This window comes from Pseudomonas sp. GW821-FHT01E10 (assembly GCF_059422365.1).
Genome location: NZ_JBWKWT010000007.1, coordinates 245,616 through 261,728, shown reverse-complemented (window position 1 = coordinate 261,728; position 16,113 = coordinate 245,616). Strand labels below are relative to the sequence as shown.

At 55.4% G+C, this 16,113-nt stretch carries 13 protein-coding genes and 4 tRNA genes; all 17 read left to right on the top strand.

Annotated elements, in window-relative coordinates; genetic code table 11:
• Positions 1 to 185: 185 nt before the first annotated feature.
• The 17 genes from birA to rpsG all read left to right on the top strand — a co-directional run bounded on the left by birA (position 186) and on the right by rpsG (position 16,090).
• Positions 186 to 1,145, top strand: coding sequence for a bifunctional biotin--[acetyl-CoA-carboxylase] ligase/biotin operon repressor BirA (gene birA / locus AC07V0_RS15840; RefSeq protein WP_018925649.1), 960 nt, complete (start codon positions 186 to 188; stop codon positions 1,143 to 1,145).
• Positions 1,135 to 1,884, top strand: a complete 750-nt coding sequence (locus AC07V0_RS15835; protein WP_086945157.1) for a pantothenate kinase — start codon at positions 1,135 to 1,137, stop codon at positions 1,882 to 1,884. The genes birA and AC07V0_RS15835 overlap by 11 nt, the downstream gene beginning before the upstream one ends.
• Positions 1,885 to 1,891: 7 nt before the next feature.
• A complete protein-coding gene (locus AC07V0_RS15830; RefSeq protein WP_064620713.1) occupies positions 1,892 to 2,332 on the top strand; it encodes a hypothetical protein in 441 nt (146 codons plus the stop codon).
• Between the two features lie 143 nt (positions 2,333 to 2,475).
• A tRNA-Tyr gene (locus tag AC07V0_RS15825) sits at positions 2,476 to 2,560 on the top strand.
• 24 nt (positions 2,561 to 2,584) lie between these two features.
• Positions 2,585 to 2,658: transfer RNA gene (locus tag AC07V0_RS15820), tRNA-Gly, on the top strand.
• 26 nt (positions 2,659 to 2,684) lie between these two features.
• A tRNA-Thr gene (locus tag AC07V0_RS15815) sits at positions 2,685 to 2,760 on the top strand.
• Positions 2,761 to 2,934: 174 nt separating this feature from the next.
• Positions 2,935 to 3,010, top strand: a tRNA-Trp gene (locus tag AC07V0_RS15810).
• Positions 3,011 to 3,055: 45 nt separating this feature from the next.
• Complete coding sequence (gene secE, locus AC07V0_RS15805; protein WP_007933728.1) at positions 3,056 to 3,424, top strand: preprotein translocase subunit SecE; 369 nt, start codon at positions 3,056 to 3,058, stop codon at positions 3,422 to 3,424.
• 9 nt (positions 3,425 to 3,433) lie between these two features.
• On the top strand, positions 3,434 to 3,967 hold the full coding sequence (gene nusG / locus AC07V0_RS15800; protein WP_007933727.1) for a transcription termination/antitermination protein NusG: 534 nt from the start codon (positions 3,434 to 3,436) through the stop codon (positions 3,965 to 3,967).
• A 117-nt stretch (positions 3,968 to 4,084) separates the two neighbouring features.
• Positions 4,085 to 4,516 (top strand): 50S ribosomal protein L11, encoded by a 432-nt coding sequence (rplK, locus tag AC07V0_RS15795; RefSeq protein WP_007933726.1) that lies wholly within the window; start codon positions 4,085 to 4,087, stop codon positions 4,514 to 4,516.
• Positions 4,516 to 5,211, top strand: coding sequence for a 50S ribosomal protein L1 (gene rplA, locus AC07V0_RS15790; RefSeq protein WP_007933725.1), 696 nt, complete (start codon positions 4,516 to 4,518; stop codon positions 5,209 to 5,211). The genes rplK and rplA overlap by 1 nt, the downstream gene beginning before the upstream one ends.
• Before the next feature lie 198 nt (positions 5,212 to 5,409).
• Positions 5,410 to 5,910: a 50S ribosomal protein L10 gene (rplJ, locus tag AC07V0_RS15785; RefSeq protein WP_018925653.1), complete on the top strand. Its 501-nt coding sequence runs from the start codon at positions 5,410 to 5,412 to the stop codon at positions 5,908 to 5,910.
• Between the two features lie 78 nt (positions 5,911 to 5,988).
• Positions 5,989 to 6,354, top strand: coding sequence for a 50S ribosomal protein L7/L12 (gene rplL, locus AC07V0_RS15780; RefSeq protein ID WP_018925654.1), 366 nt, complete (start codon positions 5,989 to 5,991; stop codon positions 6,352 to 6,354).
• Between the two features lie 220 nt (positions 6,355 to 6,574).
• Positions 6,575 to 10,648 carry a DNA-directed RNA polymerase subunit beta gene (gene rpoB / locus AC07V0_RS15775; RefSeq protein WP_018925655.1) on the top strand — a complete coding sequence of 1,358 codons (4,074 nt, stop codon included), beginning with the start codon at positions 6,575 to 6,577 and terminating at the stop codon, positions 10,646 to 10,648.
• Between the two features lie 64 nt (positions 10,649 to 10,712).
• Complete coding sequence (rpoC, locus tag AC07V0_RS15770) at positions 10,713 to 14,912, top strand: DNA-directed RNA polymerase subunit beta' (RefSeq protein WP_007933713.1); 4,200 nt, start codon at positions 10,713 to 10,715, stop codon at positions 14,910 to 14,912.
• Between the two features lie 217 nt (positions 14,913 to 15,129).
• Entirely contained in the window at positions 15,130 to 15,501 is a 372-nt protein-coding gene (rpsL, locus tag AC07V0_RS15765; RefSeq protein ID WP_003186084.1) for a 30S ribosomal protein S12, read from the top strand.
• 118 nt (positions 15,502 to 15,619) lie between these two features.
• Entirely contained in the window at positions 15,620 to 16,090 is a 471-nt protein-coding gene (gene rpsG, locus AC07V0_RS15760) for a 30S ribosomal protein S7 (RefSeq protein WP_002555493.1), read from the top strand.
• The last annotated feature ends 23 nt before the right edge of the window (positions 16,091 to 16,113 follow it).

Genomic DNA, 16,113 nt, shown 5'->3' with positions numbered 1-16,113 from the left:
GCCGATGGTAGTGTGGGGTTTCCCCATGTGAGAGTAGGTCATCGTCAAGATTAAATTCCGAAACCCCTATCTGCGTACGCAGGTAGGGGTTTTGTTTTGCCCGCAGGAAAACTGACGTTTAGGGTTTCTATGCAACTGCTCGGTGCATGGCTATCATGCGGGCCTCATTGTGAGGCGAGACTTGCATGCTGACGTTGTTAAAGCTTCTTAAGGATGGTCGATTCCATTCGGGCCAGGCCCTGGGCGTCGCCTTGGGCGTCAGTCGTAGCGCTGTATGGAAGCAGCTTCAGCATTTGGAGGCTGAGCTCGGCTTATCCATTCATAAAGTGCGCGGTCGCGGCTATCAGCTGGCTGCGCCATTGACGCTGCTTGATCCTGTCGAGATATGCGCGCGTGAGCCTTCCTGTGAGTGGCCCATCCTGGTCCTCGACTCAATTGACTCTACCAATGCTGAAGCTTTGCGCGCTATCGAGCGTGGCCAGATCGCGCCATTTCTGGTGCTTGCCGAGCGGCAAACGGCCGGTCGCGGACGGCGTGGACGCAAGTGGGTGAGTCCGTTCGCAGAAAACATCTATTACAGCCTGGTGTTGCGCATTGAGGGTGGGATGCGGCAACTGGAAGGCTTGAGTCTAGTTGTTGGGCTCGCCGTACTGCAGGCCTTGCGAGAGCTTGGTATTTCAGGCGCGGGTTTGAAGTGGCCTAATGATGTTCTGGTTGGTCAGAAAAAAATTGCTGGAATATTGCTCGAATTAGTGGGCGATCCTGCAGATGTGTGTCACGTAGTGATCGGTGTCGGGATCAATGTGAACATGCAGATGACTGATGAGGTTGACCAGCAGTGGACGTCCATGCGGCTCGAGTCGGGTAAGGCGGTTGATCGCAATCACCTGGTTGCGAAGTTGGGGGTGATGCTCCGGGCCTACTTGAGTCGCCACCAGGTCGACGGATTTCCGGCTATCCGGGCGGAGTGGGAGCAAAATCATCTATGGCAGGGGCGCGCCGTGTCGTTGATTGCTGGAGCTAGTCAGATAGATGGAGAGGTGTTGGGTATCGATGGTCAGGGTGCCTTGCGCTTGAAGGTGGATGGCGTGGAAAAAGTCTTTAGTGGTGGTGAGCTCAGCCTGAGGTTGCGTGATGATACTTGAGCTCGATTGTGGAAACAGTTTCATCAAGTGGCGTGTGCTCGGCGCGGATGTCGGGCGGGTGGTTGGTGAGGGTGTCGTTGATTCGGATCTCGCGCTGCTTGAGGGTTTGAAGGGGCTCAAGGGGCTCGCTCTCAAGCATTGTCGGTTAGTGAGTGTCAGAACCGCTGAAGAAACCGGAGCCTTGATCTCTTCGTTGACAGAGGCTTTCGGCGTTTCCGTGGTGTGCGCCACACCGGCTCGCGAAATGTCCGGGGTTCGTAATGGCTATGAAGAGTTCGAGCGGCTAGGACTTGATCGCTGGCTTGCAATGCTCGGAGGATTTCACCTGGCTTCAGGTGCTTGTCTGGTGCTCGACTTCGGTACCGCGGTCACTGCTGATTTTGTCGCTAGGGATGGCGAGCATCTTGGAGGCTTCATCTGTCCGGGAATGCCCTTAATGCGTAACCAGTTGCGTACTCATACCCGTAGAATCCGCTATGGCGACCTTGCTGCCGAGCGTGCTTTGGAGAGTCTTGTTCCTGGGCGTACTACCGTCGAGGCGGTCGAGCGAGGTTGTGTGCTGATGTTGAGGGGCTTTGTTCAGGCTCAGCTAGATTTGGCGCGCAGTTATTGGGGGGAGGATTTCGCTGTATTCCTCACAGGAGGAGATGCTGATCTGGTCTCCGAGATTGTGCCTGGGGCCAGGGTGGTTCCAGATCTGGTGTTTGTAGGGTTGGCTATGGCGTGTCCCTTGTCTTGAGGTTTTTATGCGTTGGTTGTTCCTGCTGCTGCTTGTTCTCAATGTGTTCTATTACGTCTGGCACCAACAGGAGGCCCCGCTTCGCGCGAAGGATGTGACCCCCTTGAGTATGTATCGGGGCTCTCAGCAGGACATTCGTTTGTTGAGTGAGGCGACTGATACGACCCGAGATAAAGGAAAATCCACGCAGACAGAAAGCAGTTGTCTCTATCTGGGCGGTTCTGCCCGGCAGGAAGTCGCTCAGGCAATCGAGCATCGATTGAGTGGCATGGACATCAAGTTTCAGCCCTTGCCGAAGGATCTCCCTGAATATGCGGGTTACTGGGTGCGTGTGGCGCCGGAAAGCCGGCGTTTGCTGGATGACTTGCAGTTGCAAAGCCTTTCTAAAGAATTCAACGAGTTAAAACATAAAATAATGCCGTGTGAGGGGGTTGCACCTGTCGAATAGTTTGCATAGAATGGCGCCCGCTTCGCAGTGAAGACCTTTTAAAGGTTGACGGTGCGAAGCGAGGTCAACGCAGCTAACCTCAGGTTTTTAATGAGAAAATGCTTGACAGAAGGCTGGCATAGTATAGAATGCCGGCTCGCTTAGGAGGGGTTCCCGAGCGGCCAAAGGGATCAGACTGTAAATCTGACGTCTACGACTTCGAAGGTTCGAATCCTTCCCCCTCCACCATTTTTAGCGAGAGCTGCAAGCTCCGCGGGTATAGTTTAGTGGTAGAACCTCAGCCTTCCAAGCTGATGATGCGGGTTCGATTCCCGCTACCCGCTCCAGGTTTGCAGGTCCTGCAAAGTGTTACGCTCTTGTAGCTCAGTTGGTAGAGCACACCCTTGGTAAGGGTGAGGTCAGCGGTTCAAATCCGCTCAAGAGCTCCATATAACAAGGCAGATATGAAAATATCTGCCTTTGTTTTAATGGCTTGTAGATGCGCGTTGTTGCCTGAGAGGGTGTTGTGCATCTTTGGTGCTGGTGTGCATGGCCAGGATCGATGAGTAAATTGTTGTAAAGTCTTTTTCGGGCCGGCATAATGGTCGGCCTGATTTTGTTTTAGGTCAGTAGCTCAATTGGCAGAGCGACGGTCTCCAAAACCGTAGGTTGGGGGTTCGATTCCCTCCTGACCTGCCAGATTCACCAGGTGTGTCTGGCTTTCTTTTCACAGGATCTTCATAGATGACTCCTAAAGCTGAAGCTCAAGGCTCTCGCTTCGATCTACTCAAGTGGCTGGTAGTAGTTGCTTTGGTGATTGTTGGCGTTGTTGGCAATCAGTATTACTCTGCTTCGCCGATCCTGTACCGCGTGCTCGCTTTGCTGGTCATTGCTGCTGTAGCTGCCTTTGTAGGCCTGCAGACGGTTAAGGGCAAGTCTTTCTTTGTACTGGTTAAGGAAGCGCGCACCGAGATTCGTAAAGTCGTTTGGCCAACTCGCCAAGAAACTACGCAGACCACGTTGATCGTTGTGGCTGTTGTTCTGGTTATGGCGTTGCTGTTGTGGGGGCTTGATTCCCTGCTCGGTTGGCTTGTTTCCTTGATCGTCGGCTAAGGGTGTCCCGTGGCTAAGCGTTGGTACGTTGTGCATGCTTACTCCGGTTACGAGAAGCATGTCATGCGTTCGTTGATCGAGCGCGTAAAGCTGGCTGGCATGGAAGATGGCTTCGGCGAAATTCTGGTTCCCACTGAAGAAGTGGTTGAGATGCGTAATGGCCAGAAGCGCAAAAGCGAACGCAAATTCTTCCCTGGTTATGTGCTGGTTCAGATGGACATGAACGAGGGTACTTGGCACTTGGTCAAGGATACTCCTCGGGTGATGGGCTTCATCGGTGGTACTGCCGACAAGCCTGCACCAATCACAGATAAAGAAGCAGAAGCGATTCTGCGTCGCGTTGCTGATGGTAGCGACAAGCCGAAGCCGAAGACGTTGTTCGAGCCGGGTGAGTCGGTACGTGTCAACGACGGGCCGTTTGCCGATTTTACCGGCACGGTTGAAGAGGTTAACTACGAAAAGAGCCGGATCCAAGTGGCGGTGCTCATTTTCGGTCGCTCTACTCCGGTAGAGTTGGAGTTCAGTCAGGTCGAAAAGGTCTAGCTGAGCAAGCATCCCAACCCCGCAGCCCTAGGCTGTGGGGTTTTGTCGTCACTGGGATAAACGCGCAAGTAACCGGGGAGCCTTTCGAGGCGTTTGAACCCGTAATTGGAGTGCCTCATGGCCAAGAAGATTACCGCTTACATCAAGCTGCAAGTGAAGGCCGCTCAGGCTAACCCAAGCCCACCTGTTGGTCCTGCTCTGGGTCAGCACGGCGTGAACATCATGGAATTCTGCAAGGCTTTCAACGCCCGTACTCAGGGTCTTGAGCCAGGTCTGCCGACTCCAGTGATCATCACTGTCTACAGCGACCGTAGCTTCACGTTCGAAACCAAATCCACTCCTGCTTCGGTTCTGCTGAAGAAGGCGGCTGGTCTGACTAGCGGTTCCGCTCGTCCGAACACCGTTAAGGTTGGCACTGTGACTCGTGCTCAGCTGGAAGAAATCGCGAAAACCAAAAACGCGGATCTGACTGCAGCTGATATGGAAGCAGCCGTGCGTACTATCGCCGGTTCTGCTCGTAGCATGGGCCTTAACGTGGAGGGTGTGTAATGGCTAAGCTGACCAAGCGTCAAAAGGCTATCGCCGGCAAAATCGAAGCAGGCAAGGCCTACAACTTTGTAGACGCTGCTGCTCTGCTGTCCGAGCTGTCGACTGTCAAGTTCAGCGAGTCGTTCGACGTAGCTGTGAACCTGGGTGTTGACCCGCGTAAATCCGACCAGGTCGTTCGTAGCGCTACCGTGCTGCCGCACGGTACCGGCAAGACCGTTCGCGTTGCTGTGTTCACTCAGGGTCCAGCTGCCGAGGCCGCTCTGGCTGCCGGCGCTGACCGTGTAGGTATGGACGACCTGGCTGCCGAAATGAAAGGCGGCGACCTGAACTATGACGTAGTGATCGCATCCCCGGATGCAATGCGCGTTGTAGGTCAGTTGGGTCAGATCCTCGGTCCACGTGGTCTGATGCCTAACCCTAAAGTCGGCACAGTAACTCCAGACGTAGCTACCGCGGTTAAAAACGCCAAGGCTGGTCAGGTTCGTTATCGCACCGACAAAAACGGCATCATCCACACTTCCGTTGGCAAAGTCGGCTTCGATGCCGTCAAGCTGAAGGAAAACGTTGAAGCCCTGATCGCTGATCTGAAGCGTATCAAGCCAGCTTCCTCGAAAGGTATTTACGTCAAGCGCGTTACCCTGAGCACTACTATGGGCCCAGGTCTGGTCATCGACCAGGGTTCGCTCGACGCGTAAGACGCAGGTTGGCGCAAGTAATTGCGCCAATTGAAAGATTGGGGTCCCTGCCTGGCGGGGGCTATCCAAGACCGTAGGCGACGCAAGTCTTAAACCTCAAGCCTACGCAGATGGTGCTCCCGGTTCCTTACCGAATCAGACACCAAAACGACATCCGGTTTCGACTGGATGAAACGGTAACAAGCAGGAGTTAAACCCGTGGCAATTAAACTCGAAGACAAGAAGGCCATCGTCGCTGAAGTCAACGAGGCTGCCAAAGTCGCTCTGTCCGCTGTCGTGGCTGATGCCCGTGGCGTAACAGTAGGCGCGATGACCGGACTCCGTAAAGAGGCTCGTGAAGCTGGCGTTTATGTACGTGTCGTACGTAACACCCTGCTCAAGCGCGCTGTTGCTGACACTGAATTCAGTGTCCTCAACGACGTGTTCACCGGCCCTACCCTGATTGCATTCTCCAAAGAACATCCAGGCGCTGCTGCCCGGATTTTCAAAGAGTTCGCCAAGGGTCAGGACAAGTTCGAGATCAAGGCAGCTGCGTTTGATGGCAAGTTCCTTGCCGCTAACCAGATCGACGTGTTGGCTACCCTGCCGACCCGCGACGAAGCTATTGCGAAACTGATGAGCGTGATCCAAGGCGCTACCAGCAAGCTGGCTCGTACCCTGGCAGCCGTTCGCGACCAGAAAGAAGCTGCTGCTGCCTAAGGCACAGCGAGACCTTTCAAAATCATATGTTTAATTTGATGGCTGCGTAAGCTGTCACCCCAATACAGGATTCAAGTCATGTCTCTGACTAACGAACAAATCATCGAAGCAATCGGCCAGAAAACCGTTCTGGAAGTTGTTGAGCTGATCAAAGCAATGGAAGAAACCTTCGGCGTTACCGCTGCTGTTGCTGCTGCTGGTCCAGCTGCTGCTGCCGCTGTTGTTGAAGAGCAAACTGAATTCAACGTCATGCTGACCGAAGCTGGCGAGAAGAAAGTTAACGTGATCAAGGCTGTACGTGAACTGACCGGTCTGGGCCTGAAAGAAGCCAAGGCTGTAGTTGACGGCGCTCCTGCCATGGTTCTGGAAGCTGTTGCCAAAGACGCAGCTGACAAAGCCAAAGCAGCTCTGGAAGAAGCAGGCGCTAAAGTCGAGCTGAAATAAGCATCGACTTTGCTCCTCCAGCCCGAGCGTTAAGCGAAAGGCTGATGGCTGGTGGCTCTTGCCACCGGCCTTTTTCCGTTATTGGCAGCCGACTGGGTCGGTGCTGGTAACGAGCTGTATCCACCCGATGTGGTGGCGCAAACCATGGGGTTTGCACGATTTTCTGGCTGCTCCCGTCGGGAGGGGCCAAACAAGCAGGTGACCAAGCTGGGGAACGCTGATGGCTTACTCATATACTGAGAAAAAACGTATCCGCAAGGACTTTAGCAAGTTGCCGGACGTCATGGATGTGCCGTACCTCCTGGCCATCCAGCTGGATTCGTATCGTGAATTCTTGCAAGCGGGAGCGACTAAAGATCAGTTCCGCGACGTGGGCCTGCATGCGGCCTTCAAATCCGTTTTCCCGATCATCAGCTACTCCGGCAATGCTGCGCTGGAGTACGTCGGTTATCGCCTGGGCGAACCGGCATTTGATGTCAAAGAATGCGTATTGCGCGGTGTAACTTACGCCGTACCTTTGCGGGTAAAAGTGCGCCTGATCATTTTCGACAAAGAATCGTCGAACAAAGCGATCAAGGACATCAAAGAGCAAGAAGTCTACATGGGTGAAATCCCCCTGATGACTGAGAACGGTACCTTCGTAATCAACGGTACCGAGCGTGTAATCGTTTCCCAGCTGCACCGTTCCCCGGGCGTGTTCTTCGACCACGACCGTGGCAAGACGCACAGCTCCGGCAAACTGCTGTACTCCGCGCGCATCATTCCTTACCGCGGTTCGTGGCTGGACTTCGAGTTCGACCCGAAAGATTGCGTATTTGTGCGTATCGACCGTCGCCGCAAGCTGCCTGCATCGGTACTGCTGCGCGCGCTGGGCTATACCACTGAAGAAGTGCTGGACGCGTTCTACACCACCAACGTCTTCCATGTGCAGGGTGAAAACCTCAGCCTGGAACTGGTGCCTCAGCGCCTGCGTGGTGAAATTGCTGTCCTCGATATTCAGGATGACAAAGGCAAGGTTATTGTCGAGCAAGGTCGTCGTATCACCGCTCGCCACATCAACCAGCTGGAAAAAGCCGGGATCAAAGAGCTGCAAGTGCCTCTGGACTACGTCCTGGGTCGCACTACCGCCAAGGTCATCGTGCATCCGGCTACCGGCGAAATCCTGGCAGAGTGCAACACCGAGCTGAACACCGAAATCCTGGCAAAAATTGCCAAGGCGGGCGTTGTTCGCATCGAAACTCTGTACACCAACGATATCGACTGCGGTCCGTTCGTCTCCGACACCCTGAAGATCGACTCCACCAGCAACCAATTGGAAGCGCTGGTCGAGATCTATCGCATGATGCGTCCAGGCGAGCCGCCAACCAAGGACGCTGCCGAGACACTGTTCAACAACCTGTTCTTCAGTCCTGAGCGCTATGACCTGTCTGCGGTCGGCCGGATGAAGTTCAACCGTCGTATCGGTCGTACCGAGATCGAAGGTTCGGGCGTGTTGTGCAAAGAAGACATCGTCGCGGTTCTGAAGACTCTGGTCGACATCCGTAACGGTAAAGGCATCGTCGATGACATCGACCACCTGGGTAACCGTCGTGTTCGCTGCGTAGGCGAAATGGCCGAGAACCAGTTCCGCGTTGGCCTGGTACGTGTTGAGCGTGCGGTCAAAGAGCGTCTGTCGATGGCTGAAAGCGAAGGCCTGATGCCGCAAGACCTGATCAACGCCAAGCCAGTGGCTGCGGCGGTGAAAGAGTTCTTCGGTTCCAGTCAGCTGTCCCAGTTCATGGACCAGAACAACCCGCTGTCCGAGATCACCCACAAGCGTCGTGTCTCTGCACTCGGCCCAGGCGGTTTGACTCGCGAACGTGCAGGCTTCGAAGTCCGTGACGTACACCCGACTCACTACGGTCGTGTATGCCCGATTGAAACGCCGGAAGGTCCGAACATCGGTCTGATCAACTCCCTGGCCGCCTATGCGCGCACCAACCAGTACGGCTTCCTCGAGAGCCCGTACCGCGTGGTGAAAGACGCTCTGGTCACCGACGAGATCGTTTTCCTGTCCGCCATCGAAGAAGCTGATCACGTGATCGCTCAGGCTTCGGCCACGATGAACGACAAGAAAGTCCTGATCGACGAGCTGGTAGCTGTTCGTCACTTGAACGAGTTCACCGTCAAGGCGCCGGAAGATGTCACCTTGATGGACGTGTCGCCGAAGCAGGTAGTTTCGGTTGCTGCGTCGCTGATCCCGTTCCTCGAGCACGACGACGCCAACCGTGCGTTGATGGGTTCGAACATGCAGCGTCAAGCTGTACCAACCCTGCGTGCTGACAAGCCGCTGGTAGGTACCGGCATGGAGCGTAACGTGGCTCGCGACTCCGGCGTTTGCGTCGTGGCTCGTCGTGGCGGCGTGATCGATTCCGTCGACGCCAGCCGTATCGTGGTTCGTGTTGCTGATGATGAAGTTGAAACCGGCGAAGCTGGTGTCGACATCTACAACCTGACCAAGTACACCCGCTCCAACCAGAACACCTGCATCAACCAGCGTCCGCTGGTGAGCAAAGGTGATCGGGTTCAGCGCAGCGACATCATGGCCGACGGTCCGTCCACCGATATGGGTGAACTGGCTCTGGGTCAGAACATGCGCATCGCGTTCATGGCATGGAACGGCTTCAACTTCGAAGACTCCATCTGCCTGTCCGAGCGTGTTGTTCAGGAAGACCGTTTCACCACGATCCACATCCAGGAACTGACCTGTGTGGCGCGTGACACCAAGCTTGGGCCAGAGGAAATCACTGCAGACATCCCGAACGTGGGTGAAGCTGCACTGAACAAGCTGGACGAAGCCGGTATCGTTTACGTAGGTGCTGAAGTAGGCGCAGGCGACATCCTGGTAGGTAAGGTCACTCCGAAAGGCGAGACCCAACTGACTCCGGAAGAAAAACTGCTGCGTGCGATCTTCGGTGAAAAAGCCAGCGACGTTAAAGACACCTCCCTGCGTGTGCCTACCGGCACCAAGGGTACTGTCATCGACGTACAGGTCTTCACCCGTGACGGCGTTGAGCGTGATGCTCGTGCACTGTCGATCGAGAAGACTCAACTCGACGAGATCCGCAAGGACCTGAACGAAGAGTTCCGTATCGTTGAAGGCGCTACTTTCGAACGTCTGCGTTCCGCTCTGGTCGGCCACAAAGCCGAAGGCGGCGCCGGTCTGAAGAAAGGTCAGGAAATCACCGACGAAGTTCTCGACGGTCTTGAGCACGGCCAGTGGTTCAAGCTGCGCATGGCTGAAGATGCTCTGAACGAGCAGCTCGAGAAGGCTCAGGCCTACATCGTTGATCGCCGCCGTCTGCTGGACGACAAGTTCGAAGACAAGAAGCGCAAGCTGCAGCAGGGCGATGACCTGGCTCCAGGCGTGCTGAAAATCGTCAAGGTTTACCTGGCAATCCGTCGCCGCATCCAGCCGGGCGACAAGATGGCCGGTCGTCACGGTAACAAGGGTGTGGTCTCCGTGATCATGCCGGTTGAAGACATGCCGCACGATGCCAATGGCACCCCGGTCGACGTCGTCCTCAACCCGTTGGGCGTACCTTCGCGTATGAACGTTGGTCAGATCCTTGAAACCCACCTGGGCCTCGCGGCCAAAGGTCTGGGCGAGAAGATCAACCGGATGGTCGAAGAGCAGCGTAAGGTTGCTGAACTTCGCACCTTCCTGGACGAGATCTACAACCAGATCGGCGGTCGTAACGAAGATCTGGATAGCTTCTCCGACCAGGAAATCCTGGATCTGGCGAAGAACCTGCGTGGCGGCGTTCCAATGGCCACTCCAGTGTTCGACGGCGCCAAGGAAAGCGAAATCAAGGCCATGCTGAAACTGGCAGACCTGCCAGAAAGCGGCCAGATGCAGCTGACCGACGGCCGTACCGGCAACAAGTTCGAGCGCCCGGTTACTGTTGGCTACATGTACATGCTGAAGCTGAACCACTTGGTAGACGACAAGATGCACGCTCGTTCTACCGGTTCGTACAGCCTGGTTACCCAGCAGCCGCTGGGTGGTAAGGCGCAGTTCGGTGGTCAGCGTTTCGGGGAGATGGAGGTCTGGGCACTGGAAGCATACGGTGCTGCTTACACTCTGCAAGAAATGCTCACAGTGAAGTCGGACGATGTGAACGGCCGGACCAAGATGTACAAAAACATCGTGGACGGCGATCACCGTATGGAGCCGGGCATGCCCGAGTCCTTCAACGTGTTGATCAAGGAAATTCGTTCCCTCGGCATCGATATCGATCTGGAAACCGAATAACACGTGACGCGAATCGAGAGCGGGGCAGGATTGCCCGCTCTCTGCTCCGCCAGGAGGAAAGGCCTTGAAAGACCTACTGAATTTGCTGAAAAACCAGGGTCAAGTCGAAGAGTTCGACGCCATCCGTATTGGATTGGCATCGCCTGAGATGATCCGTTCGTGGTCGTTCGGTGAAGTTAAAAAGCCGGAAACCATCAACTACCGTACGTTCAAACCTGAGCGTGACGGCCTGTTCTGCGCCAAGATCTTTGGCCCGGTAAAGGATTACGAGTGCCTGTGCGGTAAGTACAAGCGCTTGAAGCACCGTGGTGTGATCTGCGAGAAGTGCGGCGTTGAAGTCGCGCTGGCAAAAGTTCGTCGTGAGCGCATGGCGCACATCGAGCTGGCCTCGCCAGTAGCCCACATCTGGTTCCTGAAATCGCTGCCGTCCCGTATCGGCTTGCTGATGGACATGACCCTGCGTGATATCGAGCGCGTTCTCTACTTCGAGAGCTATGTCGTTATCGATCCAGGCATGACCACCCTTGAAAAGGGTCAGCTGCTCAACGACGAGCAGTACTTCGAAGCGCTGGAAGAGTTCGGCGACGATTTCGATGCCCGCATGGGTGCCGAAGCTGTCCGTGAACTGCTGCACGCTATCGACCTGGAGCACGAGATTGGCCGTCTGCGTGAAGAGATTCCGCAAACCAACTCCGAAACCAAAATCAAAAAGCTGTCCAAGCGTCTGAAGTTGATGGAAGCCTTCCAGGGTTCCGGCAACCTGCCAGAGTGGATGGTGCTGACCGTTCTGCCGGTTCTGCCGCCAGATCTGCGTCCACTGGTCCCATTGGATGGCGGTCGTTTCGCGACTTCCGACCTCAACGATCTGTATCGTCGAGTGATCAACCGTAACAACCGTTTGAAGCGCCTGCTTGATCTGTCCGCTCCGGACATCATCGTGCGCAACGAAAAGCGTATGTTGCAGGAAGCCGTCGACGCACTGCTCGACAACGGTCGTCGTGGCCGCGCTATCACCGGTTCCAACAAGCGTCCTCTGAAATCCTTGGCTGACATGATCAAGGGTAAGCAAGGTCGTTTCCGTCAGAACTTGCTCGGTAAGCGTGTTGACTACTCCGGTCGTTCGGTAATTACCGTAGGTCCGACCCTGCGTCTGCACCAGTGCGGTCTGCCGAAGAAGATGGCTCTCGAGCTGTTCAAGCCGTTCATTTTCGGCAAGCTGGAAATGCGTGGTCTTGCTACCACCATCAAAGCGGCCAAGAAGATGGTTGAGCGTGAGCTGCCAGAGGTTTGGGACGTTCTCGCTGAAGTGATTCGCGAACACCCGGTTCTCCTCAACCGTGCACCGACCCTTCACCGTCTGGGTATCCAGGCGTTTGAACCGGTACTGATCGAAGGTAAGGCTATCCAGCTGCACCCTCTGGTCTGTGCTGCGTACAACGCCGACTTCGACGGCGACCAAATGGCCGTGCACGTACCGCTGACGCTGGAAGCCCAGCTGGAAGCGCGTGCGTTGATGATGTCGACCAACAACATTCTGTCGCCAGCCAACGGTGAGCCAATCATCGTTCCTTCGCAGGACGTTGTATTGGGTCTGTACTACATGACTCGTGAAGCGATCAACGCCAAAGGCGAAGGTCGTGTGTTCGCGGATCTGCAGGAAGTTGACCGTGTGTTCCGTGCCGGCGAAGCCGCACTGCACGCCAAGGTCAAGGTGCGGATCAACGAAACCGTGAACGATCGTGATGGCGGCAGCGTGACCAACACTCGTATCGTCGACACTACCGTCGGCCGTGCGCTGTTGTTCCAGGTTGTGCCAAAAGGTCTGTCCTTCGACGTCGTCAACCTGCCGATGAAAAAGAAAGCGATCTCCAAGCTGATCAACCAGTGCTACCGCGTGGTTGGTTTGAAAGAGACCGTGATCTTCGCTGACCAGTTGATGTACACCGGTTTTGCCTATTCGACCATCTCCGGCGTTTCCATCGGTGTTAACGACTTCGTTATCCCGGATGAAAAAGCCCGCATCATCGGTGCCGCCACCGACGAAGTGAAAGAGATCGAAAGTCAGTACGCCTCCGGCCTGGTAACCCAGGGCGAGAAGTACAACAAAGTGATCGACCTTTGGTCCAAGGCGAACGACGAAGTATCCAAGGCGATGATGGCCAACCTCTCGAAAGAGAAAGTCATTGACCGCCATGGCGTCGAAGTTGACCAGGAATCCTTCAACTCGATGTACATGATGGCCGACTCGGGCGCACGGGGTTCTGCTGCGCAGATCCGTCAGCTCGCCGGTATGCGTGGCCTGATGGCCAAGCCGGACGGTTCCATCATCGAAACGCCGATTACTGCGAACTTCCGTGAAGGTTTGAGCGTACTTCAGTACTTCATCTCTACTCACGGTGCTCGTAAAGGTCTGGCGGATACCGCGTTGAAAACTGCGAACTCCGGTTACCTGACTCGTCGTCTGGTAGACGTGGCGCAGGATCTGGTTGTGACCGAGATCGATTGCGGTACCGAACATGGCCTGGTGATGACTCCGCACATTGAAGGCGGTGACGTTGTTGAGCCGTTGGGTGAGCGCGTATTGGGTCGTGTCATCGCCCGTGACGTATTCAAGCCAGGTACCGAGGAAGTTATCGTTCCTGCCGGCACTCTGGTAGACGAGAAGTGGGTCGAGTTCATCGAGCTGAACAGCATCGACGAAGTGATCGTGCGTTCGCCGATCAGCTGCGAAACCCGCTACGGCATTTGCGCCAAGTGCTACGGCCGTGACTTGGCTCGTGGTCACCAGGTGAACATCGGTGAAGCGGTCGGCGTTATCGCTGCCCAGTCCATCGGTGAGCCGGGTACCCAGCTGACCATGCGTACGTTCCACATCGGTGGTGCGGCAAGCCGGACCTCCGCAGCCGACAGCGTTCAGGTGAAGAATGGCGGTACCGTCCGTCTGCATAACCTGAAGCACGTTGAGCGAGTGGACGGTTGCCTGGTTGCTGTGTCCCGTTCCGGTGAGCTGGCAATCGCTGATGACTTCGGTCGTGAGCGTGAGCGCTACAAGCTGCCGTACGGTGCTGTGATTTCGGTTAAAGAAGGTGACAAGGTCGACGCTGGCGCAATCGTGGCCAAGTGGGATCCGCACACTCACCCAATCGTTACCGAAATGAAAGGTACCGTGACCTACGTGGGCATGGAAGAAGGCATCACGATCAAGCGTCAGACTGACGAATTGACCGGTATGACCAACATTGAAGTACTCGATGCCAAAGACCGTCCAGCTGCCGGTAAAGATATCCGTCCTGCTGTGAAGATGGTTGATGACAACGGCAAGGATCTCTTGCTGCCGGGTACCGACGTAATTGCTCAGTACTTCCTGCCTGCTAACGCCCTGGTCGGTGTAGCGGACGGTGCGAAAATCGCGATCGGTGATGTTATCGCTCGTATTCCGCAAGAGACTTCGAAGACCCGTGACATCACCGGTGGTCTGCCGCGTGTTGCCGACTTGTTCGAAGCCCGTCGTCCGAAAGAAGCCTCGATTCTGGCTGAAGTCAGCGGCACCATCGCGTTCGGTAAAGAGACCAAAGGCAAGCGCCGTCTGGTTATCACCCCGAACGACGGTAGCGATCCGTACGAAGAGCTGATTCCGAAGTGGCGTCACTTGAACGTCTTCGAAGGCGAACAGGTAAACCGCGGCGAAGTTATCTCCGACGGTCCGAGCGATCCACACGACATCCTGCGTCTGCTGGGTGTGAGTGCGCTGGCCAAGTACATTGTGAACGAGATCCAGGACGTTTACCGTCTGCAAGGCGTGAAGATCAACGACAAGCACATCGAGACCATCCTGCGTCAGATGCTGCGTAAAGTTGAGATCGCTGAATCCGGCGATTCCAGTTTCATCAAGGGCGACCAGATGGAATTGACTCACGTGCTGGTAGAGAACGAGCGTCTGAGCAATGAAGACAAATTTGTCTCCAAGTTCACTCGTGTTCTGCTGGGTATCACCAAGGCGTCGTTGTCCACCGAATCGTTCATCTCGGCGGCTTCCTTCCAGGAAACCACTCGCGTACTGACCGAGGCGGCGGTAACCGGCAAGCGCGATTACCTGCGCGGCCTGAAAGAAAACGTGGTCGTGGGTCGTCTGATCCCGGCCGGTACCGGTCTGGCTTATCACAGCGAGCGCAAGCGCCGCCGTGATGCTGACAAACCGTTGCGCGTGAGCGCCAGTGAAGTGGAAGCTGCACTGACCGAAGCGCTGAACTCGAGCGGTAACTGAGTTCTGCGGTAGTAAATGAGTGCAGGCCCTGATCGCTCCGTTCATCCAGTCGAGACAATTTGTCGAGGTTGGATGGGGGGGAGGTCGGGGCCTTGCCTTGACTGGGGGCAAGATCCTCTTTAGACTCTTGTACCCCTAAATTTGGCGGGGATTCGTTCCTGCCATTTTGCTTTTCTTGCAAGACAATAGCGTCGCAAGACAACAGTGGAGCTAGTAGATGGCAACTATCAACCAGCTGGTACGTCAGCCGCGTAAGCGTATCGTCGAGAAATCCGACGTGCCTGCGCTGCAGAACTGCCCGCAACGTCGTGGCGTATGCACCCGTGTGTATACCACTACGCCGAAAAAACCTAACTCGGCACTGCGTAAAGTATGCCGTGTGCGTCTGACCAACGGTTTCGAGGTTTCCTCGTACATCGGCGGTGAAGGCCACAACCTGCAAGAGCACAGCGTGGTACTGATCCGCGGCGGTCGTGTAAAAGACTTGCCAGGTGTTCGTTACCACACCGTTCGCGGCTCTTTGGATACTTCCGGCGTTAAAGGTCGTAACCAAGGTCGTTCGAAGTACGGTACCAAGCGTCCGAAGTAATAGTCGCTTGCAGCAAAAAACCGATTTCTATTTTTCTGAGTCGATAAGAGTAAGGTCGGAGGCGTCCCGAAAGGGCACCGATTCCGAGCGAACCTGAAGACCGTTTGAGGGCTTATCCATGCCAAGAAGACGCGTAGCAGCCAAGCGCGAAGTGCTTGACGATCCAAAATACGGAAGCCAAATCCTGGCCAAGTTCATGAACCACGTGATGGAAAGCGGCAAAAAAGCCGTTGCCGAGCGTATCGTTTATGGCGCGCTGGAAAAGGTTAAAGAACGCAAGAACAGCGACCCCCTGGAAATCTTCGAGAAAGCTCTCGACGCCATCGCTCCGCTGGTCGAAGTAAAGTCGCGCCGTGTAGGCGGTGCTACTTACCAGGTTCCGGTCGAAGTTCGTCCGTCCCGTCGTAACGCGCTGGCAATGCGCTGGTTGGTAGACTTCGCCCGTAAGCGCGGCGAGAAGTCTATGGCTCTGCGTTTGGCTGGCGAACTGTTGGACGCTGCTGAAGGTAAAGGTGCTGCTGTTAAGAAGCGTGAAGACGTGCACCGTATGGCTGAAGCCAACAAGGCTTTCTCGCACTACCGCTTCTAATTTTAGCTTCACTAATTTTGCGA

Bases quoted from the DNA above. Each gene is read 5' to 3' on its own strand.
- birA (WP_018925649.1), top strand. From the start codon at position 186: ATGCTGACGTTGTTAAAGCTTCTTAAGGATGGTCGATTCCATTCGGGC.
- AC07V0_RS15835 (WP_086945157.1), top strand. From the start codon at position 1,135: ATGATACTTGAGCTCGATTGTGGAAACAGTTTCATCAAGTGGCGTGTG.
- AC07V0_RS15830 (WP_064620713.1), top strand. From the start codon at position 1,892: ATGCGTTGGTTGTTCCTGCTGCTGCTTGTTCTCAATGTGTTCTATTAC.
- secE (WP_007933728.1), top strand. From the start codon at position 3,056: ATGACTCCTAAAGCTGAAGCTCAAGGCTCTCGCTTCGATCTACTCAAG.
- rplK (WP_007933726.1), top strand. From the start codon at position 4,085: ATGGCCAAGAAGATTACCGCTTACATCAAGCTGCAAGTGAAGGCCGCT.
- rplA (WP_007933725.1), top strand. From the start codon at position 4,516: ATGGCTAAGCTGACCAAGCGTCAAAAGGCTATCGCCGGCAAAATCGAA.
- rplL (WP_018925654.1), top strand. From the start codon at position 5,989: ATGTCTCTGACTAACGAACAAATCATCGAAGCAATCGGCCAGAAAACC.
- rpoB (WP_018925655.1), top strand. From the start codon at position 6,575: ATGGCTTACTCATATACTGAGAAAAAACGTATCCGCAAGGACTTTAGC.
- rpsL (WP_003186084.1), top strand. From the start codon at position 15,130: ATGGCAACTATCAACCAGCTGGTACGTCAGCCGCGTAAGCGTATCGTC.
- rpsG (WP_002555493.1), top strand. From the start codon at position 15,620: ATGCCAAGAAGACGCGTAGCAGCCAAGCGCGAAGTGCTTGACGATCCA.